General features: G+C 64.5%; 22 protein-coding genes. 15 read left to right on the top strand and 7 right to left on the bottom strand.

What is annotated here, in order from left to right:
- Positions 1–28: 28 nt before the first annotated feature.
- On the top strand, positions 29–352 hold the full coding sequence (locus IVB45_RS31905) for an antibiotic biosynthesis monooxygenase (protein WP_247282547.1): 324 nt from the start codon (positions 29–31) through the stop codon (positions 350–352).
- Between the two features lie 18 nt (positions 353–370).
- Here IVB45_RS31905 and IVB45_RS31900 read toward each other — a convergent pair whose 3' ends face one another.
- The 6 genes from IVB45_RS31900 to IVB45_RS31875 form a co-directional block, all read right to left on the bottom strand.
- A complete protein-coding gene (locus IVB45_RS31900; RefSeq protein WP_027565354.1) occupies positions 371–1,312 on the bottom strand; it encodes an aldo/keto reductase in 942 nt (313 codons plus the stop codon).
- A 272-nt stretch (positions 1,313–1,584) separates the two neighbouring features.
- Entirely contained in the window at positions 1,585–2,040 is a 456-nt protein-coding gene (locus tag IVB45_RS31895) for a GNAT family N-acetyltransferase (RefSeq protein WP_247282546.1), read from the bottom strand.
- A gap of 66 nt (positions 2,041–2,106) precedes the next feature.
- A complete protein-coding gene (locus tag IVB45_RS31890) occupies positions 2,107–2,919 on the bottom strand; it encodes a PAS-domain containing protein (protein ID WP_247357993.1) in 813 nt (270 codons plus the stop codon).
- Between the two features lie 129 nt (positions 2,920–3,048).
- On the bottom strand, positions 3,049–3,243 hold the full coding sequence (locus IVB45_RS31885) for a hypothetical protein (RefSeq protein WP_155809328.1): 195 nt from the start codon (positions 3,241–3,243) through the stop codon (positions 3,049–3,051).
- Positions 3,244–3,280: 37 nt separating this feature from the next.
- Entirely contained in the window at positions 3,281–3,457 is a 177-nt protein-coding gene (locus IVB45_RS31880) for a hypothetical protein (RefSeq protein WP_197031094.1), read from the bottom strand.
- Between the two features lie 152 nt (positions 3,458–3,609).
- Entirely contained in the window at positions 3,610–4,260 is a 651-nt protein-coding gene (locus IVB45_RS31875; RefSeq protein WP_007596746.1) for a glutathione S-transferase family protein, read from the bottom strand.
- Positions 4,261–4,871: 611 nt separating this feature from the next.
- Between IVB45_RS31875 and IVB45_RS31870 the strand changes: the two genes are divergently transcribed.
- The 8 genes from IVB45_RS31870 (at position 4,872) to IVB45_RS31835 (ending at position 13,488) form a co-directional block, all read left to right on the top strand.
- Complete coding sequence (locus IVB45_RS31870; protein ID WP_247357994.1) at positions 4,872–6,074, top strand: pyridoxal phosphate-dependent aminotransferase; 1,203 nt, start codon at positions 4,872–4,874, stop codon at positions 6,072–6,074.
- 160 nt (positions 6,075–6,234) lie between these two features.
- Positions 6,235–6,714, top strand: a complete 480-nt coding sequence (locus IVB45_RS31865; protein ID WP_247357995.1) for a DUF992 domain-containing protein — start codon at positions 6,235–6,237, stop codon at positions 6,712–6,714.
- Positions 6,715–6,866: 152 nt separating this feature from the next.
- Positions 6,867–8,915, top strand: a complete 2,049-nt coding sequence (locus IVB45_RS31860) for an elongation factor G (RefSeq protein ID WP_247357996.1) — start codon at positions 6,867–6,869, stop codon at positions 8,913–8,915.
- A gap of 176 nt (positions 8,916–9,091) precedes the next feature.
- A complete protein-coding gene (locus tag IVB45_RS31855) occupies positions 9,092–9,364 on the top strand; it encodes a helix-turn-helix transcriptional regulator (protein WP_007614761.1) in 273 nt (90 codons plus the stop codon).
- Between the two features lie 110 nt (positions 9,365–9,474).
- A complete protein-coding gene (locus IVB45_RS31850; protein WP_027565349.1) occupies positions 9,475–11,229 on the top strand; it encodes a SulP family inorganic anion transporter in 1,755 nt (584 codons plus the stop codon).
- A 93-nt stretch (positions 11,230–11,322) separates the two neighbouring features.
- Complete coding sequence (locus tag IVB45_RS31845; RefSeq protein WP_247357997.1) at positions 11,323–12,156, top strand: shikimate dehydrogenase; 834 nt, start codon at positions 11,323–11,325, stop codon at positions 12,154–12,156.
- 66 nt (positions 12,157–12,222) lie between these two features.
- Entirely contained in the window at positions 12,223–12,849 is a 627-nt protein-coding gene (locus IVB45_RS31840) for a hypothetical protein (protein WP_247357998.1), read from the top strand.
- 15 nt (positions 12,850–12,864) lie between these two features.
- Positions 12,865–13,488: a hypothetical protein gene (locus IVB45_RS31835; protein WP_247357999.1), complete on the top strand. Its 624-nt coding sequence runs from the start codon at positions 12,865–12,867 to the stop codon at positions 13,486–13,488.
- A gap of 210 nt (positions 13,489–13,698) precedes the next feature.
- On the opposite strand, the gene IVB45_RS31830 is transcribed toward IVB45_RS31835, so the two are convergent.
- Complete coding sequence (locus IVB45_RS31830) at positions 13,699–14,835, bottom strand: alpha-hydroxy acid oxidase (protein ID WP_027565345.1); 1,137 nt, start codon at positions 14,833–14,835, stop codon at positions 13,699–13,701.
- 145 nt (positions 14,836–14,980) lie between these two features.
- Between IVB45_RS31830 and IVB45_RS31825 the strand changes: the two genes are divergently transcribed.
- The 6 genes from IVB45_RS31825 (at position 14,981) to IVB45_RS31800 (ending at position 20,911) form a co-directional block, all read left to right on the top strand.
- Positions 14,981–15,148, top strand: coding sequence for a hypothetical protein (locus tag IVB45_RS31825; protein WP_007596725.1), 168 nt, complete (start codon positions 14,981–14,983; stop codon positions 15,146–15,148).
- A gap of 220 nt (positions 15,149–15,368) precedes the next feature.
- Complete coding sequence (gene glmM, locus IVB45_RS31820; protein ID WP_027565344.1) at positions 15,369–16,712, top strand: phosphoglucosamine mutase; 1,344 nt, start codon at positions 15,369–15,371, stop codon at positions 16,710–16,712.
- Positions 16,713–16,948: 236 nt separating this feature from the next.
- Positions 16,949–18,196 (top strand): MFS transporter, encoded by a 1,248-nt coding sequence (locus IVB45_RS31815; RefSeq protein WP_027565343.1) that lies wholly within the window; start codon positions 16,949–16,951, stop codon positions 18,194–18,196.
- Between the two features lie 234 nt (positions 18,197–18,430).
- Complete coding sequence (locus IVB45_RS31810; RefSeq protein ID WP_027565342.1) at positions 18,431–19,258, top strand: outer membrane beta-barrel protein; 828 nt, start codon at positions 18,431–18,433, stop codon at positions 19,256–19,258.
- A 167-nt stretch (positions 19,259–19,425) separates the two neighbouring features.
- Positions 19,426–20,247: an outer membrane beta-barrel protein gene (locus IVB45_RS31805; RefSeq protein ID WP_247358122.1), complete on the top strand. Its 822-nt coding sequence runs from the start codon at positions 19,426–19,428 to the stop codon at positions 20,245–20,247.
- Positions 20,248–20,320: 73 nt separating this feature from the next.
- The gene (locus IVB45_RS31800; RefSeq protein WP_247358000.1) at positions 20,321–20,911 is read left to right on the top strand and encodes a glutathione S-transferase family protein; all 591 of its coding nucleotides are present in this window, start codon (positions 20,321–20,323) and stop codon (positions 20,909–20,911) included.
- The last annotated feature ends 3 nt before the right edge of the window (positions 20,912–20,914 follow it).

The following is a 20,914-nucleotide window of genomic DNA, read 5'->3' as shown; positions in this document are numbered from 1 at the left end:
ATTAGCCGAACATCAGGAGACCATCCCCATGTACATCGCCATGAACCGCTTCCGCGTCGTCAAGGGCTCCGAGGCCGCCTTCGAGCAGGTCTGGCTTTCGCGCGATACCCATTTGGACAAGGTACAGGGTTTCGTCGAATTTCATCTGCTGCGTGGGCCCGAGCTCGAGGACCACACGCTGTACGCCTCGCACACGATCTGGGCCAACCATGCCGCTTTCGAAGCCTGGACCAAATCGGATGCTTTTCGTGCCGCGCATGCGCGGGCCGGCGACACCAAGCCGACCTATCTCGGCCATCCCCAGTTCGAGGGCTTCGAGGTGATCCAGACGGTCGGACATGGCGCCAAGTAGCGCGCCACTTCGCAACGATCAGCCCAGCGTGATCTTATCGATCTCCGCCATCTCCTCCGCACCGAGCTTCCACGCAATCGCCCTCACGTTCTCCTCGACCTGCTCGACGCGGGTGGCGCCGGCAATCACGCTCGACACTTGCGGGCGCGCGGCGAGCCAGGAGAAGGCGAGCTCGAGCATGCTGTGGCCGCGCGCTTTCGCGAATGCCGTGAGCTTCTCGACGATGTCCTCATTGCGCGGCGTGACGTAGCGGTCGCGTAACGCCGGTACCTTGCCGAAGCGCGTATCGGTCGGGGCCGCCGCGCCGCGCTGGTACTTGCCGGTGAGGAGCCCACTTGCAAGCGGGAAGAACGGCAGGAGGCCGAGCTTGTACTCCTGTGCGGCCGGCAGCAGGTCCTTTTCGATGTCGCGCACCAGCAGGCTGTATTCATCCTGGCAGGACACGAAGCGGCTGACATTCATCGCGCGCGCGGTGAATTCGGCTTCCGCCATGCGCCAGGCCGGAAAGTTGGAATTGCCGATGTAGCGCACCTTGCCCTGACGGATGAGATCGTCGAGCGCGCGCAGCGTCTCCTCCATCGGCGTCAGCGGGTCGTAATCGTGCTGCTGATAGAGATCGATATAGTCGGTCTTGAGCCGCGTCAGGCTCGCCTCGACTGCGTTCATGATGTAGCGGCGCGAAGCGCCCTGCTTGGTTCCGTCGGTCGCCATCGGCTTTGAGTATTTGGTGGCGAGCACGATCTCCTTGCGGCGGTCGCCGAGCACGGTGCCGAGCACCGTTTCCGAACCGCCCATGCCGGCATAGATGTCGGCGGTGTCGAACAGCGTAATGCCGAGATCGAGCGCGCGATGGATCACCTTGCGCGAGGTCTCCAAATCCGTGCGCTGGCCGAAATTGTTGCAGCCGAGCCCGACCGCAGACACGCGCAGGCCGGAGGCGCCGAGATTACGAATTTCCATGGGAGATCCCTGTCGGAGATAGGCAGGGGCGCATTGTGACTGCGCTGCGCCGCTGCAGCAAGCCGCGCGCCGCGTTGCTGCCATGCTGACAAGGAACTGCGGACAACGACTGCCGACAAAAAAATGCGGCCCCTGTCAGACGCGGCGACTGACGGGGACCGCTTTGGGGCGCTTGATCGGTGACGGGGGCTGATCAGACGCAGCTGCAGCCTAGTCCCGCTATGTTACGCGCGGGTGACAGGCAAAGTTATCCACAGGCCCCGTCGCGACGATCAGAATATCTTGCGATAGACGATGAACCCGGAACGCTCGGCGACCTTGTCGTACAGACCCTGCGCCGTGACGTTGGTCTCATGCGTTTGCCAGTACACGCGCGGGGAGCCTGCGAGCTTCGCGCGCTCGTAGACGCCGTGGATCAGCGCCGAGCCGACACCTTTGCCGCGTGCGTCCTCGGTCGTGAACAGGTCCTGCAGATAGCAGGACGGCTCGATCGCGGTGGTGCTGCGGTGAAACAGGTAATTCGTCATCCCGAGCAGGCGGCCGTCGCTCTCGGCGACCAATCCGTGCACCGGCTCATAGGCATCGAAAAAGCGCTGCCACGTCACGCGCGTGATTTCGGGCGAGAGCGCGGTCGGGCCGGAGCGGCCGTAGAAGGCGTTGTAGCCGTCCCACAGCGGCAGCCATTGATCGTAGTCCTGCCTGGTGACGGGGCGAATGGTGAGCGACATATGAAATTCCCGCGATCGATGAGGCGTCCTTCATACGTGATGAGAGGCGTGCCGATCAATCGCGCATCACTCCGCGACGCGCAGATAACGGATCAGCTTGCGGCCTGCGGGATCGCGCAGTGAGCGGTAGTAGTCGGCGCGGGACGGTGCATCGGTGTGGCGCACCAGGTCGGTCACGGGCGTGTAGCTCAGCATGCGCCCGCCATCGGGCAGCGCGGCACAGACGAAGCGCAACACCTCGCCATTGCGCAAGGCGATGTTGATCGGCGTGGCATCGCCGATCCGCACCATCTCCATGCGCTGTGCGATGAAGGTGCCGAGCTCGTCCTGGGGCAATTCGAACGCGCCGGTGTCGCGGCCGTGATACATCAGCGCGATGAACGGCGGCTTGCCGTCGGCGATGTCGTCCGGCACCGCAAAATAGTCGCGGAACGCGCGGTTGATGAATTCGGCGCGCGTCTCGGCGTCGAGCAGCACGATGCCGATATCGACCTGGTCGAGTGCGGCCGACAGCCGCGCGGCGATGGCGTGGCTCCGACGCTCGGCGGCAAACGTGCCGAGCAGCCGCTGGCGCATCAGGCCGGTGATGCCTGCGGTGCCCGCGGCGGCCGCCGCCAGGAGGCCGAGCCGGATCATATCCGCCGTGGTCAGGCCTGAAACGCCGTGCTGGCTGAGGAGCAGCAGTGCCGCGCCGATGACGGCGATAGCTGCGCTGGCGACGGCGGAAGCGGGACCCGAGAGCGCGCCGGCGAGCGCCACGATGCAGACGAGCAGCGGCGCGGGCGAGGGAATGGGGACGAAGCGATCGAAAAACATCGCCGGCAGCAAAGTCGCTGCCGTCAGCGCCGGACCGGAGATCGCACGCCATCCCAACCGCATGGGCCTGTCTCGCTCCTTCCTGAACGAGGTAAGGCGGCAACACTGACCGAACATTGCGCCATTGCGATGCGGTTTCGCGCGGTGTGCTTAAGGTGCGCTTTGGCTCACGCGCAAAGCTTTCGGATGATTTTAGACCAAATGCGCGTGCCTGAGACGTTGTTGCAGCGCGGGCGCATTCAGCGTCGACGTCCCTTGGCCCTTGCGTGTGCCGACGAAGATCAACAGCGATGCCGCGACGAGGATGGCCGCGGTCAGGGTGATTGCAACGATGACCACAGGTGATTTCATCGAAATCCTGTCGCGATGCCGGTCGGTGCGGGCCACGCGGCGCCTTGAAGGCGGGTCCAGGATGAAGCGGGAATCAGACCGGCAGGCCCATCGCCATGGTCGCCTTGGTCGACAGCACCGTCAGGGTGACGATCAGGCACAGCGAGAGCGCGGCGACGGCGAGCGAGGCCGCGACCGCATTGGTCAGCCGGGAAGACGAAACGGTAGCGGGTGGGCCCTGAAAGCCTGCCGTGCCGGACACCCGAATCATGGTCTAAATCCTTCAACGCGCGAGCGAATCACCCGCGACATCGAACAATTTCACTGCTGCAATCGGCAATATTGCGGCGGCCAATCGAGGGAAAATGGCGAGATTGCGGCAATGGTGACCCTTATGCCCGCTATTCGCCAGAGCGCGATCCCTCAGGCGCCAGCGGCGATGCTGGCGGGATCCTCGATGTCGGCCGGCCGCCAGTCCATTGCGACGAAGCCGGGCGCCGCTTCCACGCGCTTCAGCCAGTCCCGGATCGCCGGGAAGGTCGAGAGGTCGAAGTCGCAGCGGTCTGCGAGGTGGGTATAGCCGTACAGCGCGATGTCGGCGACCGTGAGCTGCCGGGCCGCAAAATAGGCGTTGGTCTTGAGGTGATTCTCCATTACCTGGAGCGCGCCATAGCCGCGCTCCATCCAGTCCTCCAGCGAATGAGTCTGCAGGTCGCGGCCGCCCCTTACCAGCGACAGCCAGAAATAGGCCGCGCCGATGTTCGGCTCCAGCGCGTGCTGCTCGAAGAACATCCATTGCAGCGCGTCGGCGCGATCGATGCGGTTCTCCGGCGCGAGCGGCGTGCCGACGGCGACGTACCAGAGAATGGCGTTGGACTCGGCGAGATAGCGATCGTCGCCGACCTCGAGCAGCGGCACCTGACCGGATGGGTTCTTGGCCAGGAAATCCGGGGTGCGGCTCTCGCCGCGCAGAATGTCCACCTCGACCGCTTCGTAAGGCAAGTTCAGCAGCGCCAGCGCAAGGCGGACCTTGTAGCTGTTGCCCGAGCGCTGCATCGAATAGAGCTTGTACATTCTGAGGAGATTCCGGAAGACGGGAGGGCGCGGCGCTTGTTGCCTCGCAACGCGGCTAAACAATGATGCCGATGCGAATCCGCCGCAAGACCCGGCCAATAGAAAAACTCGAAAACCCTACCGCATTGCAATGCGGCGGAAGATCATTTCCGTGCGACCATCCAACTCAGTTCACGCTTGCGTCACCACGCGGGATGCAAGGCGCCTGCATTGGTGTAGCGCAAGCGCTCGCGTTTCGTCGTGGCCGGGCTTGACCCGGCCATCCACGTCTGAGCTACGCAGCAGAAGAACGGATGCCCGGGCCTTCGCCGCGCCGAAGCGGCTTCGGCCGCGCAGGCGGGACAAGCCCGGGCATGACGACGGTCTGGATTTCGCGGCGATCAACCCGCCAAAATTGCTCCGAGGACACGCCTTGTCGGATATGTGGGATTTGCCTGGCAAAGTTGCGGAAAATTGCGGGAAATCACGACTTGATGCGCGCCAGACACGTAAACTTTTGCGGGATCGGACCGAAGTTTCTTGCGGTGCAACGGCACTCGTTTTAGGGTGGCTCATTCCCACAATCGGAGTCGTGAAGCCAAAGGGTTCACGACGCTTGTCAGGAGATGACGATGTCCTTCCTTGCCGCTGCGCTCGACCGTGTGAAGCCGTCCGCGACCATCGCGGTCACGGATAAAGCACGTGCGCTGAAAGCGGCGGGCCGCAACGTCATCGGCTTAGGTGCCGGCGAGCCCGACTTCGACACGCCCGCCAACATCAAGCTGGCCGCGATCCACGCCATCGAAGCGGGCAAGACCAAGTACACCGCGGTCGACGGCATTCCCGAGTTGAAGGAAGCCATCATCGCCAAGTTTCAGCGCGAGAACGACGTCGTCTACAAGGCGAACCAGATCATCGTCGGCACCGGCGGCAAGCAGGTGCTCTACAACGCGCTGATGGCAACCATCAATCCGGGCGACGAGGTGATCATCCCCGCGCCGTACTGGGTCAGCTATCCCGAGATGGTGGCGCTGGCCGGTGGCGAGCCGGTGCCGGTGGTCTGCACCGCCGCGACCGGCTTCAAGCTCCAGGCCGAGGCGCTCGAGCGCGCGATCACGCCGAAGACCAAATGGGTGATCCTGTGCTCGCCGTCGAATCCGACGGGAGCTGCCTACACCAGGACCGAGCTCAAGGCGCTCACCGACGTGCTGGTCAAGCATCCCCACGTCTGGGTGATGACCGACGACATGTATGAGCATCTCGTCTATGACGACTTCCAGTTCACCACGGTCGCGCAGGTCGAGCCGAAACTCTACGACCGCACGCTCACCGTGAACGGCGTGTCGAAGGCCTATTGCATGACCGGCTGGCGTATCGGCTATGCCGGCGGCCCGGCGCAGCTGATCAAGGCGATGTCGACGATCCAGTCGCAGTCGACCTCGAACCCGTCGTCGATTGCGCAATGGGCCGCGGTTGAGGCGCTGAACGGTCCGCAGGACTTCATCCCCGCCAACAACAAGGTCTTCAAGGAGCGCCGCGACCTCGTCGTCTCCATGCTCAACCAGGCCAAGGGCATCGAGTGTCCGCGTCCCGAGGGTGCCTTCTACGTCTATCCGTCCTGCGCCGGCACCATCGGCAAGACCGCGCCGTCGGGCAAGGTGATCGACAATGACGAGACGTTCGTGACCGAGCTGCTCGAGACCGAAGGCGTCGCCGTGGTGCAGGGTTCGGCCTTCGGCCTTGGACCCGCGTTCCGCATCTCCTACGCAACCAAGACCTCGGACCTCGAAGACGCCTGCAAGCGCATCCAGCGCTTCTGCGGCAATCTGCGCTGAACTCGCAGACACGAAGTAACATCAAAGGGCCCGCGCAATGCGGGCCCTTTTTCTTTCAAGTCTGCACGATCTGGCGCCACGGGAACTGTTGTGGCATAGACCATCGCGCGGCGTGTGCCGCGCCCCCATGCTCGCATCGCATTCATCGCCGGAGATTTTCATGCGCCGTTCACTCCTCCTCGCCGGGCTTGCCGCTGCGAGCCTCGTTGCCTCCGTTGCGGGCGCCAGCGCGCAATCGCGGATGGTGCAGGTGGGCGTGCTCGAATGCCGCGGCGGCGCCAGCGTGGGCTTCATCGTGGGATCGGTGACCCATCTCGGCTGCGTGCTGCGAGTCGATGGTTTGCCGGACGACCGTTACGTCGCGACCATCCGCAAGGTCGGCCTGGATATCGGCATCACCCAGGAGACGGCTTTGGCGTGGGGCGTGTTCGCGCCGGTGAACCGGCTCGGACCGGGCGACCTCGCCGGCAACTACGCCGGTGCGCAGGGCAGCGCCTCGGTCGGTGTCGGCCTCGGCGGCAACGTGCTGGTCGGCGGCTCCAACAATTCGATCGCGCTCCAGCCGCTCAGCGTGCAGGGCCAGGTCGGCCTCAACGTCGCCGCCGGCCTCGAGAGCCTGGAACTCCGCCCGGGCCGTTAACAACTCCCGTGTGTGTATCGCGTCGCTCCGGCGCGATTCCCGCGACGACGCACCGCAGCGACGTTTGATGCTTGCCAAATCTCGGGGACGGGCAGAGCATCGGCGTTTGCCGACCCAATCATGGGCCGAGCTCCACACCAAGGAGGCGGCGAATGGGACAAGACGTCAGAAGTCCCCGAGGTCCACGGTGCATCGCGCTGGTGGGCCCTTTCCAAAGCGGTAAAACCACACTTCTCGAAGCGATCATGGCACGAACCGGCGCAATCTTTCGCGCCGGCAGCGTCGATGCCGGAACCTCCGTCGGCGACGCCACGCCAGAGGCCCGTCATCACAAGATGACCGTCGGGTTGACTGCCGTCACCACGAGTTTCATGGGCGACAGCTACACCTTCCTCGATTGTCCCGGTTCCGTCGAATTTGCCCACGACATGCGCGCCGCGCTGCCCGCGGTCGATGCCGCAATCGTGGTCTGCGAAGCCGACGAGAAGAAGCTGCCGCAGCTTCAGATCATTCTGCGCGAGCTGGAGGAGCTGAAGATCCCGCGTTTCCTGTTCCTCAACAAGATCGACCGCGCCAACAAGCGCATCCGCGAGACGCTCGAGATGCTCCAGCCCGCCTCGCGCGTGCCGCTTGTGCTGCGCCAGATCCCGATCTGGAAGGACGAGCTGATCGAGGGCTTCGTCGATCTCGCGCTGGAGCGCGCGTTCATTTACCGCGAGCACAAGGCCTCCGAAGTGGTCGCGCTTCAAGGCGGCGATCTCGATCGCGAGAAGGAGGCCCGCTTCTCGATGCTGGAGAAGCTCGCCGATCACGACGATGCGCTGATGGAGCAGCTGCTCGAGGACATCCAGCCGCCGCGCGATGCCGTGTTCGACGATCTCGCCCGCGAACTGCGCGACGGGCTGATCTGCCCCGTGCTGCTCGGCGCCGCCGCCCGCGAAAACGGCGTGCTGCGCTTGATGAAAGCGTTGCGCCACGAGGCGCCAGGTATCGCGGAGACCGCAAAACGACTCGGCGTTCCCGAGACCAGGGACGCCCTCGGCTTCGTCTTCAAGACGCTGCACTCGCAGCACGGCGGAAAGCTGTCGCTGACACGGATGCTCGCCGGCCACCTCGACGACGGTGCCACCCTGCAATCCTCCTCCGGCGGAGCCAGCCGCATCTCCGGCATCCTCGCCGTCACCGGAGCCTACGACACCAAGCGTGCCGCGGCGGAAGCCGGCGACACGGTGGCGCTCGCCAAGCTCGACCCGATCAAGACCGGCGACACGGTCTCGAACGGCAAGACCCAGCCGGCAGCGCTCGCCGCCAGCGAACCCACTCCGCCGGTGCTCGCGATCTCGGTTGCGGCCACCGACCGCAAGGACGACGTCAAGCTCGGCCAGGCGCTGATGCGGCTGCACGAGGAGGATCCCTCGCTCGTCTTCGTGATGAACGCGCAGACTCACGACACCGTGCTGTGGGGGCAGGGCGAGATGCATCTGCGCGTCGCGAGCGAGCGGCTACGCGACCGTTTCGGCGTCAAGGTCGCCTCGCATCCACCCGCGATCGGCTATCAGGAAACCATCCGCAAGCCGATCGTCCAGCGCGGCCGCCACAAGAAACAGTCCGGTGGGCATGGCCAGTTCGGCGATGTCGTGCTCGACATCAGGCCGCTGCCGCGCGGCGAGGGCTTCAGGTTCGCCGAGAAGGTGGTCGGCGGTGCGGTGCCCCGCAACTATATCGGCGCGGTGGAAGAGGGCGTCGTCGACGGGCTTGCGCGTGGCCCGCTCGGTTTCCCGGTCACCGATTTGCAGGTGACGCTGACCGACGGCTCCTATCACAGCGTCGATTCCTCCGACCTCGCCTTTCGCACGGCGGCACGGGTCGGGCTCAACGAAGGCCTGCCGCAATGCCAGTCGGTGCTGCTGGAGCCGATCCACGTGGTCGAGATCGTCTGCCCGACCGACGCCACCGCCAAGATCAACGCGATCCTGTCGGCGCGGCGCGGCCAGATCCTCGGCTTCGACACCCGCGACGGCTGGAGCGGATGGGACTGCGTCCGCGCCATGATGCCGGAAGCCGAGATCGGCGAGTTGATCGTCGAGCTGCGTTCGGCCACGGCAGGCGCCGGCAGCTTCACCCGCCAGTTCGACCACATGGCCGAAGTCACGGGGCGCGCCGCCGACCAGATCATCGCTGCGCATCAGCACGCGGCGTGAGCTGCCTCTCGCAGTGAGGCACGTACTGCTCTCGCCCTCTCACCGTTCGTACGGGGAGAGGGCGACGCGGAGCACGTGGCGGCGAGGGCCCTCTTGCGTTCGGCTCAATTTGATGTATTTTACATCATTGTGCATGCTCCAGACATCACTTATAATCGTTCATACGTGAGGCCAAGGTGATCACGTCGTTCCAGATGCGGGCAGCGCGCGCGCTGCTCGGCATTGACCAGAGGGCCTTGGCGGAGCTTGCAGGCGTATCGCTGCCGACCATTCAGCGGATGGAGGCGAGCACCGGCAACGTCCGTGGCGTGGTCGAGACCTTGATGAAGGTGGTCGAAGCCTTCGATCGGGCCGGCGTCGAGCTGATCGGCGAACAGGCGCGCAGCGAAGGCGGCGGACGTGGCGTTCGGCTCAAGGAGCCGGGGCCGCCGCGTCGGGTGGGGGCGTGATCCCGCAAATGATCATGCTCGGAAGCAGTCTTAACTAACGCACCGTCGCGCCCCGATACGCGGCCGCACGATGCATCGGAGCGTCGTGGGCAGCGGAGCATTTTGCTGAAATGAGCATCACAGGCGAACACGCAGGCAAGCTGCACCAGCTTCGTCGGCCGACCTTCACCGAACTCTATTTGCCAAAGCTCGTCACCGTATGGCGCGAGGGCTACGGCTGGTCGGATTTCCGCGCCGATGTGTTCGCGGGCCTCACGGTTGCGATCGTCGCGCTGCCGCTGTCGATGGCGATCGCGATCGCCTCGGGTGTGACGCCGGACCGCGGACTCTACACCGCCGTTGTCGGCGGCTTCATTGCCTCACTGCTCGGCGGCAGCCGGTTCCAGATCGGCGGTCCTGCCGGCGCCTTCATTGTGCTGGTTGCGGCGACCGCCGACCGTCACGGGGTCGATGGCGTGATCCTGGCCACGCTGATGGCGGGCCTGTTCCTGATCGCTGCGGGCTTCCTGCGGATCGGCACCTATATCAAGTTCATTCCGTATCCGGTGACGGTCGGCTTCACCGCCGGCATCGCCGTCATCATCTTCGCCAGCCAGCTGCGCGATCTCGGCGGGATCACGCTCCTCGCGAAGGAGCCGAGCGAGTTCGTTCCGAAACTGGTCGCGCTTGCCGGCGGCCTGCACACCGTCAATCCGTCGGCCGTCGCGGTCGCGATCGTCAGCATTGCCATCATCGCCGGACTGCGACGTTGGCTGCCGTCCTGGCCGGGCATCCTGATCGCGGTCGTGCTCGCGGCGGTCGCATGTGCCGTGCTGTCGCTGCCGGTCGAGACCGTCGGCTCGCGCTTCGGCGGCATTCCGCGCGAACTGCCCTCGCCGGCCTTGCCTGCGTTCTCGCTCGCGAAGGCGACCGCCGTGCTGCCGGATGCGATCTCCTTCGCGCTGCTCGCCGCCATCGAATCGCTGCTGTCGGCGGTGGTGGCCGACGGCATGACCGGTCGCCGTCACCGCTCCAATTGCGAGCTGGTGGCGCAAGGCGCCGCCAATGTCGGCGCGGCGCTGTTCGGCGGCATCTGCGTCACGGGGCTGATCGCGCGTACCGCGACCAACATCCGCGCCGGCGCGCGGGGGCCGCTCGCGGGCATGCTGCATTCGGTATTTCTGCTGCTGTTCATGCTGATCGCAGCGCCGCTCGCGAGCTACATCCCGCTGGCCGCGCTCGCCGCCGTGCTCGTCGTGGTGGCCTGGACCATGGCGGAGAAGCACGAATTCGCGACGCTGCTGCGCTCGTCATGGGGCGATGCCGTGGTGCTGCTCGCAACCTTCCTGCTCACCATCTTCCGCGATCTGACCGAAGGGATTCTGGTCGGCTTCGCGCTCGGCGCGGTGCTGTTCATCCATCGCATGGCGGAAATGACGGGCATCGAGGAACGTTCGCCGATGGTGGCCGCCGATCGTCCCGACGACGAAAATGGCGAGCGCGTGCCTTACGACCCCGCACTCGCGGTCGATCGCGACGTGCTGGTCTATCGCATCACCGGCGCGTTCTTCTTCGGCGCGGCCTCGGCGATCGGCAGCGTGCTCGACGGCATCGCCGACAAGCGCAAGGGATTCGTGGTCGATTTCGCCGCGGTGCCGTTTTTGGATTCGACCGCGGCCAACGTGCTCGGCCGCGTCGCCGCCAAGGCCCACCGCCAAGGCATCCGGCTGTTCATCACGGGGGCGTCGCCTGCGGTGCGCCGCGCGCTGCTCACCCATGGCGTCACGCCGCCACGCGCCCGCTATCGCGAGACCATCGCGCGTGCGGTCGCCGACATCAAGGGTGGCGCGGCGCAGCCCGCGGCCGGTGAGGCGGGCACGACCTGACGTCGAGCCTCTCCCGAGACGGCCCGCGCGCTTGACAGGGCTTGCGGGACGCGAAATGGATCGCCTCCGAAACGACCCCAGGGGAGGACGACCGTGACCAAGGCTCCCGCAGCCTGTCTGATCGGATGGCCGGCCGCGCATTCGCGCTCGCCGCTGATCCATCGTTACTGGCTGCGCACGCTCGATATCGAGGGCGGCTATGTCATCGAGGCGGTTCCACCCGATAATCTGCGCGACTTCGTGCTGCGGCTGTCGCTGCGCGGCTTCGTCGGCGCCAATGTCACCATCCCGCACAAGGAGGGCGTGCTTGAGCTCTCGACGCCCGATGCCCGCGCGCGGGCGGTCGGTGCGGCCAACACGCTGTGGTTTGCGGACGGCGAGCTGCACTCGACCAACACCGACGTCGAGGGCTTTATCAGCAATCTCGATGCCAGCGCGCCCGGCTGGGACGGAGCCGAAGAGGCGCTGGTGCTGGGCGCCGGCGGCTCCTCGCGCGCCATCGTGTTCGGGTTGCTCGAACGCGGCATCAGCTGCGTCCATCTCGCCAATCGCACCATCGCCCGGGCCGAGATGCTTGCAAGGCAGTTCGGGCCGAACGTGCATCCTGTTGCGTGGGACAGCATCCACGACATTCTGCCGCGTGCAAACCTTCTCGTGAACACGACCTCGCTCGGCATGGACGGCCAGCCTTCACTCGACCTTGACGTGGCGCGCCTGGCGGATGGCGCCGTGGTCGCCGATCTCGTCTATGTCCCGCTGGTGACGCCGCTGCTCGCGGCCGCACAGGCGCGCGGGCTGAAAACCGCCGACGGGCTCGGCATGCTGCTGCATCAGGCGATCCGCGGCTTCGAGCTGTGGTTCGGCCAGCGGCCGCAGGTCACGGCCGAGCTGCGCGCGCTGGTCGAGGCCGATCTCACAAAGACTTGAGAGAATAGCGCGTAACCTCCGGAGTTCTATGTCCGTAGGGACAATAGGGCGCAATCGGAGACCATCATGTCTGTTCACCGTGCAACTTTCACACGTCCGCTCATCGCCGTCGCGATGGTGGCCGTCTCGACCCTTTCGGCACTTGCGCAAAGGGCGCCGGTGCCGACGCGCGTGCGCGGCACGATCGAAAGCGTCAATGGTGACACGATGCAGGTCAAGGCGCGCAGCGGCGAGGACGTCAAGCTGCACATTGCCTCCGACGTGAACGTGTCGGGCATTACCAGGATTTCACTTGCCGACATCAAGCCCGGCTCCTTCGTCGGCGCCACCACCGTGCCGGGACCGGACGGCGGCGCGAACGCGGTCGAGGTCCACGTGTTTCCGGAGAGCATGCGCGGCACCGGCGAGGGCTCGCGCCCCTATGACCTCAAGCCCAACTCCAGCATGACCAATGCGACCGTGTCGGAGAGCGTGGTCGGCAATGACGGCCATACGCTGCTGGTCAAGTACAAGGACGGCGAGAAGAAGGTGTTCGTCGCCGACAATACGCCGGTGGTGACCTTCGTGCCGGGCGACAAATCCGATCTGAAGGCCGGCGCCAAGGTGATCGCCTTCATGAAGCAGCTGCCGGACGGCTCGTTCGAAACCAACCGCGTCAGCGTCGGCCGCGACGGCCTGACGCCGCCGATGTAAATGGAGAATAACAACATGTCGAAGAGAAGCTGGATATCACGCGTTGGCGTGGCCGCATTCGTCGCCTGCATCGTCACGTCATCCGCCCTGGCGCAGCAGACGCCGACGGTCCGCATCCGCGGCACCATCGAGAGCGTCGACGGCAACACGCTCGGAATCAAGACCCGCGAAGGCAGCGACGTGAAGGTGCGCATGACCGACAACGTCGCGGTCTTCGCGGTGGTGAAGACGTCGTTGTCGGAGATCAAGGACGGCTCCTATATCGGCGTCACCGGCCTGCCGGAGCCCGACGGCACCCAGAAGGCGATCGCGGTGCACATCTTCCCTGAAAACCAGCGCGGCGCGGCCGAAGGTTTTCGTCCCTGGGATGCGCGCGCCAACTCGACCATGACCAACGCCACCGTGGCGCAGACGGTGAAGGGCACCGACGGCCAGAACATCACGGTCAAGTACAAGGACGGTGAGAAGAAAGTCGTGGTGCCCCCGGACACGCCGATCGTCACCTTCGTGGCCAGCGACAAATCCGAGCTCAAGCCCGGCGCCAAGCTGATCATTTTCGGTGCGGTGAAGAAGGACGATGGTTCGCTGGAAGCCAACCGGGTCAATGTCGGCCGCGACGGAGTGACGCCGCCGATGTAAGGGTGCTGCTGCGGCGACATCTTCAGTGTCGTCCCGGCGAAGGCCGGGACCCATACCGCGTGATCTATCGTTGGGCGCAGGTCTCAGTACCGCGCGAAGGTTGAATAACTACCAATCTTCGCCAAACTACTCGCTGTGGCTATGGGTCCCGGCCTTCGCCGGGACGACGGCTGAGTTTGAAGCGGTTGCTTTTTGCCACACCGCTGCGGTTCACATCGCGATGATATGCTCGTCGATTTCGTCAATCCTGTTGACGCCGCACAGGCCCATGGTGGTGAGCAGCTCCTTCTGGATGATGTCGATCGCCTTGGCGACGCCGGCCTGGCCGCCGGCGCCCAGGCCATAGGCGTAGGCGCGGCCGATCATGCAGGACTTTGCGCCGAGCGCGAGCGCGCGCATCACGTCCTGGCCGGAGCGGATGCCGCCGTCGAACATGATCTCCATCCTGTCACCGACCGCCTCGGCGATCTCGGGCAGCACCTCGATCGATGACGGCGCGCCGTCGAGCTGACGGCCGCCATGGTTCGATACGACGAGCGCCTGCGCGCCGGTCTTGGCGGCCTCCTCGGCGTCCTCGACGTCCAGAATGCCCTTGATGATCAGCTTGCCCGGCCAGATGCTGCGGACCCACTCGACGTCCTTCCAGTTCAGGGACGTATCGAATTGCGACGCCGTCCACTCCGCGAGGCGATTGAGGTCCCCGGTGTTCTTCACATGGCCGGCGATGTTACCGAAGGTGCGGCGCTTGCCTTGCAGCACGCCGGAGACCCAGGCGGGCTTGCTGGCGAAATCCAATAGCTTCGAGAGCGACCATTCCGGCGGGACCGTCATGCCGTTCTTGATGTCCTGGTGGCGCTGGCCGATCACCTGGAGATCGACGGTCAGCACCAGCGCGGAGCATTTCGCCGCGATCGCGCGCTGGATCAATTCCTTGATGAAGCCGCGGTCCTTCATCACGTAGAGCTGGAACCAGAACGGCTTCTCGACACTGGCCGCGATGTCCTCGATCGAGCAGATCGACATCGTCGACTGCGTGAACGGGATACCGGCGGCTTGCGCGGCGCGGCAGGCATGGATCTCGCCGTCGCCATGCTGCATGCCGAGCAGGCCCACCGGCGCGAGCATCAGCGGCATGGTCGAGGGCTCGCCGAGGATCGTGGTGGCGGTGTCGCGCTTGGAGACGTCGACCAGGATACGCTGGCGGAACTTGATCGCCTGCATGTCATCGCGGTTGGCGCGCAGCGTTTCCTCGGCGTAGGAGCCGCGGTCGCAATAATCGAAGAACGCCTTCGGCACGCGGCGCTGATGCAGTGTGCGAAGATCGTCGATACAGGTGATGTGCTTCATGAACGTTTCCCCGGCCCGTCTTGTATCGGAAGAGTCTGCATCGGAAGTAGCGGATGAGTCTTGCATCGGAAGATCGAGGGGTCATCTAGCATGGTTGGATGCACAGCCAAATCGTTTGCAAATCCTTTGTGGAGAGGAGGGCGCCATGACCAGGCCGCACACCGGACCGACGCCGGAGGAGATCAAGGAGAAGCATGATCTCGAGGAAGCGCTGGAGGAAGGTCTGGAAGAGACCTTTCCGGGCTCCGATCCCGTCAATGTCACCCAGCCGGCGCCGAGCCGCGGGGACGGCCATGTGAAGCGCTCGGACTAGGCGCGAGTTCCGCCCTGTTCCGGCGTCCTCGCTGGAAATATAATGTTAACAAGACGTTATCAGCATCGGGGCCTGCCCGGTTCCGTAATGATTTATCATATTTTTTGAAGCCAAGTTAGCCGCGATGGCTTTATAAGACCTCAGCAAATCAGGGATGCGGGTCCCGCCAGGGCACCCGCAGGTTGTATTGGGGATCCTTGGTTGTCGCGTGGGGGACGATATGAGCCGCAAATATTTCGGGACGGACGGGATCCGGGGCCGCGCCAACGGACTGATCACGCCGGAGCTCGCGCTCAAGGTCGGCCAGGCCGCAGGCCTGGCGTTTCAGCGCGGTGACCACCGCCATAGGGTCGTGATCGGCAAGGATACCCGCCTGTCCGGCTACATGATCGAATACGCCATGGTGGCGGGCTTCACCTCGGTCGGCATGGACGTGCTGCTGGTCGGCCCGATGCCGACGCCGGCGGTCGCGATGCTGACCAAGTCGATGCGCGCCGATCTCGGCGTGATGATCTCCGCCTCGCACAATCTGTTCGAGGACAACGGCATCAAGCTGTTCGGCCCGCAGGGCTTCAAGCTCTCCGACGACGTCGAGAAGCAGATCGAGCAGCTGCTCGACGAGCCCATCGACAAGCGTCTCGCCCAGAGCGCCAGTCTCGGCCGCGCCCGCCGCATCGACGGCGTGCATGACCGCTACATCGAATTCGCCAAGCGCACGCTGCCGCGCGATCTGTCGCTCGACGGCTTGCGCGTCGTGGTCGATTGCGCCAATGGCGCCGCCTACAAGGTGGTGCCGGAAGCGCTGTGGGAGCTGGGCGCCGACGTGATTCCGATCGGGGTCGAGCCCGACGGCTTCAACATCAACAAGGAATGCGGCTCCACCTCGCCGGAAGCGCTGTCGAAGAAGGTCCGCGAGATGCGCGCCGACATCGGCATCGCGCTCGACGGTGACGCCGATCGCGTCATCCTGGTCGACGAGCGCGGTCACATCGTCGACGGCGACCAGCTGCTCGCGGTGATCGCGCAGAGCTGGAAGGAAGACGGCCGGCTGTCGCGATCGGGCATCGTCGCCACCGTAATGTCGAACCTCGGGCTCGAGCGCTTCCTCAATGCGCAGGGCCTTGATCTCGTGCGCACGCCGGTCGGCGATCGCTACGTGCTCGAGCAGATGCTGAACGGCGGCTACAATCTCGGTGGCGAGCAGTCCGGCCACATCATCCTGTCCGACTACGCCACCACCGGCGACGGCTTCGTTGCCGCATTGCAGGTGCTTGCCGTGGTGCAGAAGCTGCGTCGCCCGGTGTCGGAAGTTTGCCACCGCTTCGATCCGCTGCCGCAGATCCTGAAGAACGTTCGTCACAAGGGCGGCAAGCCGCTCGACAATTCCGATGTCAAATCGGCGATCTCCGATGGCGAGCAGCGGCTCAACGGCCACGGCCGCCTGCTGATCCGCTCCTCCGGCACCGAGCCGGTGATCCGCGTCATGGGCGAGGGCGAGGATCGCATCCTGGTCGAGGACGTCGTCGATACCATCGTCTCGGCGCTCGGGCAGGCCGCGGCGTAAGCTCTTCCTCGACCACAGTATCGTAGGGTGGGCAAAGCGAAGCGTGCCCACCGCTTCTGTGCGCTGTCGGTCGATGGTGGGCACGGCGCAAGTGCGCCTTTGCCCACCCTACGATTCCGGACTCGCGGAGAGGTAAGAGATGCATCGCAGCCATTTGCGATTGGCGGTGGTTCCACCACTCCCTGCATCGTAATGAGCTTGTCGCGGCAATCTGCCGCGCCCGCCGGGATGCTCCAGTGAACAAGCCTGTCGTCGTCTCAGAGGAAGCGCTGACCGAACCCGTCATCGTCAGCGACGTGGCACAAGCAGCCAAGGCCGCAGGGCCGGCCTATGTCGTGCTGGCCGGCATCAGCTTCTCGCACTTCCTCAACGACACCATGCAGTCGCTGATCGCCTCGGTGTATCCGATCCTGAAGGACACCTACGCGCTCGACTTCGCGCAGATCGGCATGATCACGCTGGCCTTCCAGTTCACGGCCTCGCTGCTCCAGCCCGTGGTCGGCCACTACACCGACAAGAAGGCGCAGCCTTATTCGCTGTCGATCGGCATGGCCTCGACCTTCTTCGGTCTGTTGCTGCTCAGTGCCGCCCACCAATATCTCGTCATCCTCGTCGCCGCCGCGCTGGTCGGTCTCGGCTCGGCGGTGTTTCATCCGGAGTCGGCGCGCATCGCGCGGCTGGCCTCCGGCGGCCGCTACGGTTTTGCGCAATCGGTATTCCAGCTCGGCGGCAGTTTTGGCACCTCGATGGGACCGGTGCTGGCCGCGCTCATCGTCGTGCCGTTCGGGCAGGGCAGCATCGCCTGGTTCTCCTCGATCGCCTTCCTCGCGATCCTCATCCTCTGGCGCATCGGCCGCTGGTACGAACCGCAGATCAAGGCGAAGAAGACCGCCGTGGCTCAAGCCCATCCCGACGCGCCGAGCTCGCGTCGCGTCGTCGTTGCGCTCCTCGTGCTGGTCGCGCTGCTGTTCTCGAAACAGCTCTACGTCTCGAGCCTGTCGAGCTACTACATCTTCTATCTGATCGACCGGTTCGGCGTGTCGACGCAAGCCGCGCAGATGTATCTCTTCATTTTCCTCGCGGCGAATGCGGTCGGGGCTTTTCTCGGTGGTCCCCTGGGCGATCGCTTCGGCCGCAAGATCGTGATCTGGATCTCGATCCTGGGGGCGCTGCCGTTCACGCTGGCGCTGCCCTATGCGGGGCTCTATGCGAGCGCGGTGCTGTCCGTGATCATCGGCCTGATCATCTCCTCAACGACGTCGTCGATCATCGTGTTCGCGCAGGAGTTGGTCCCGCATCGCTTCGGCATGATCTCCGGCGTGTTCTTCGGTGTCGCGTTCGGCATCGGCGGCTTGGGCGCCGCCGTGCTCGGCAAGCTCGCCGACCACACCTCGATCGCGTTCGTCTACCAGGTCTGCGCCTATCTGCCGGCGATCGGCCTGCTTGCGGTGTTCCTGCCCAAGCTACCGCGGCATGCGCGTTAACATATCCTGTCTTGCTGCAGCGCGGCTTCATACATCGTTAGGACATGCGGCGACGGCGTCGCATTTGCGCTGCATCTTTGCAACGCTCGCCCCGCATGCGCGTGAGCGGTTAGAAAAAATCAACCTTAAAAATTAGGGTTAAGTGGCGCTTAAACATTTGCTGGCATCGTCCGGGCCGTGAGTTTCCAGAACGTGAGGCGCCGTATTGCCTCACCGGCCAAAAGGACGAAGCCAATGCGTAGCGTTAAGTCTCTCCTTGCCGCGGGTGCGGCAACCCTGATCTCCTCGATGGCGTTCGCCGCCGACATGCCGATCGCGGCGCCCCCTCCGATGTACGCGCCCCCGGCACCGCCCGCCGACTTCGGCGGCTGGTATCTGCGCGGCGACGTCGGCATGACCAACCAGCGCGCCAAGAGCATCGAGGGCGCCGTAGCGCCTGGGTTTACGAAGACGACGGAGGGACTCGGCTTCGACTCGGCGACGCTGTTCGATCTCGGCGTCGGCTACCGCTTCAACAACTGGTTCCGTGGCGACGTGATCGGCCAGTACCGGGGCAGGGCCAATCTGCACGGCAGCGACAACGTCATTGGACCCGGCTTCGTCGGCGTCAACAATTACAGCGGCAGCAAATCCGAGTGGGTCGTCATGGCGAATGCCTATGTCGATCTCGGCACCTGGTGGTGCATCACCCCGTTCATCGGCGCCGGTGTCGGCGGCTCCTACAATAAGATCAGCGGCTTCCGCGACGACGGCGTGTCGTACAGCCCGGGGCTCAACAACAGCGTCGCTTACTTCGCCGACAACGGAAAGTGGAACCTCGCCTGGGCCGCCCACGCCGGTCTCGCCTACAAGGTCAATCCCGGGTTCACCGTCGAACTGGCCTACAGCTACATGAACCTCGGCGACGCGGCGCCCGGCAACTATCGCTTGTTCGACAACAGCGCCTCGGGTCCGTCAACGATCAAGATCAAGGAGCTCACCTCGCACGACGTCAAGCTCGGCGTGCGCTGGGATCTCAACAGCCCGCCGGCCTACATGCCGCCGCTCGTCACCAAGGGCTGATCGACAGCCTCATCGGTTAGGACTTCTTAACGGCGCGGGATCATCCCGCGCCGTTTCGCTTTGCGTATTTTTCATGGCGAACGGCGACGAAAGGCTGCGACGCAACCATTGGTTAAGGTTAACGAGCCATGATCACGGCTGAAAGTTCGAGTTCGATGGAGCGTTCGATGCGTAGGCTTTTGTTGGCGGCGGCGATGTTGGGGACGGTCTCTGCGGCGCATGCGGCCGATCTCTCCGATCTTCCCATCCTGCGCGGTGGCTTCACCGACGGCTTGAGCAAGTCCAACGTCAACTGGCAGGGCAGCTATATCGGCGCCCAGGGAAGCTACGGGACATCCGATATGAATTTCACCGGTTCTACCAGAACTGTTGCGGCTGCCTTGCTTGCCAATACGTCGATTGAAGCCGGCGGACAGGTATCGAGCTGGCCAGTGGGCGGCGGCAAGGTTTCATCACATGGTCACGGCTTTGGCGCCTTCGCCGGTTACAACGCGCAATGGGACGATGTCGTGCTCGGCGTCGAGCTCAATTACATACATGGCAAGTTCGGCGGCTCGGCGACCGGCACCATGGGGCGCTCCTTTGTCGATCCTCTGGGTTTTCTGGACGACATCACGTACAAAAGCACGAGCTCGATAGCGATCTCAGATATGGGAACGCTCCGCATTCGCGGCGGCTACGCCGTCGGCTCTTTCTTGCCTTATCTGTTCGGAGGCATTGCACTTGGGCAAGCCAACATCACCAAGACTGCCGAGATCACGGGGACTCAGGTCAACCAGTCGGCGCCCTTTCAAACAATCAATGTCAATCTGTCCGCCACAGATGGTCTCTATAGTCACCTGATCTATGGCTACTCCACCGGTATTGGTGTCGATGCGATGCTGTGTGCAGGCCTGTTTCTGCGGGCGGAGTGGGAATACGTTCGCTTCACGTCATCGGTCGACACCAGCATCAACACCGTTCGCGCCGGTCTCGGCTACAAGTTCTGACGCGCCTGCGCGGCGCCGATTGACAGGCCGCCTCCGTCCTGATGCTCTGTCGCCGAATGCGCGGGGGGCAGCGATGCGGATCTACGGCGATACCAATTCCGGCAATTGTCTGAAGGTGAAGTGGGTCTGCGACAAGCTCGCGCTGCCCTACCAGTGGATCGAGATCGACACTCGCAAGGGCGAAAGCCGCACGGCGCAATTCCTCGAGATGAATGGTGCCGGCCAGGTGCCCACCGTCGCTTTCGACGACGGCCGCACGCTGGCGCAATCCAATGCCATCATCCGCTATCTCGCGCGCGACAGCGCGCTCATTCCGCGCGATGCCTTCACCGCCGCCAAGATGGACGAATGGCTGTTCTGGGAACAATACAGCCACGAGCCCTACATCGCGGTGTGCCGCTTCCAGCTCGTCTATCTCGGCAAGGACGCCTCCGAGCTCGATCCTGAAAAGGTCAAGCGCGGCTATGCGGCGCTCGACCGGATGGAGCAGCATCTCGCCGGCAGCCGTTTCCTCGCCGGCGATGCGGTCTCGCTCGCCGAGGTGTCACTGCTCGCCTATACCCGCGTTGCGCATGAAGGCGGCTTCGATCTCGGCCGCTTTGCCGCCGTCCGCCGCTGGATCGCCGAAGCCGACACCTTTCTCGGGCTTCCCGAGGCGCGCTAAGGC

This window comes from Bradyrhizobium sp. 4 (genome assembly GCF_023100905.1).
In the GTDB taxonomy this organism is placed as follows: Bacteria; Pseudomonadota; Alphaproteobacteria; order Rhizobiales; family Xanthobacteraceae; genus Bradyrhizobium.
The sequence above is the reverse complement of the archived record's forward strand: the minus strand, read 5'-3'. Positions and strand labels throughout refer to the sequence as shown.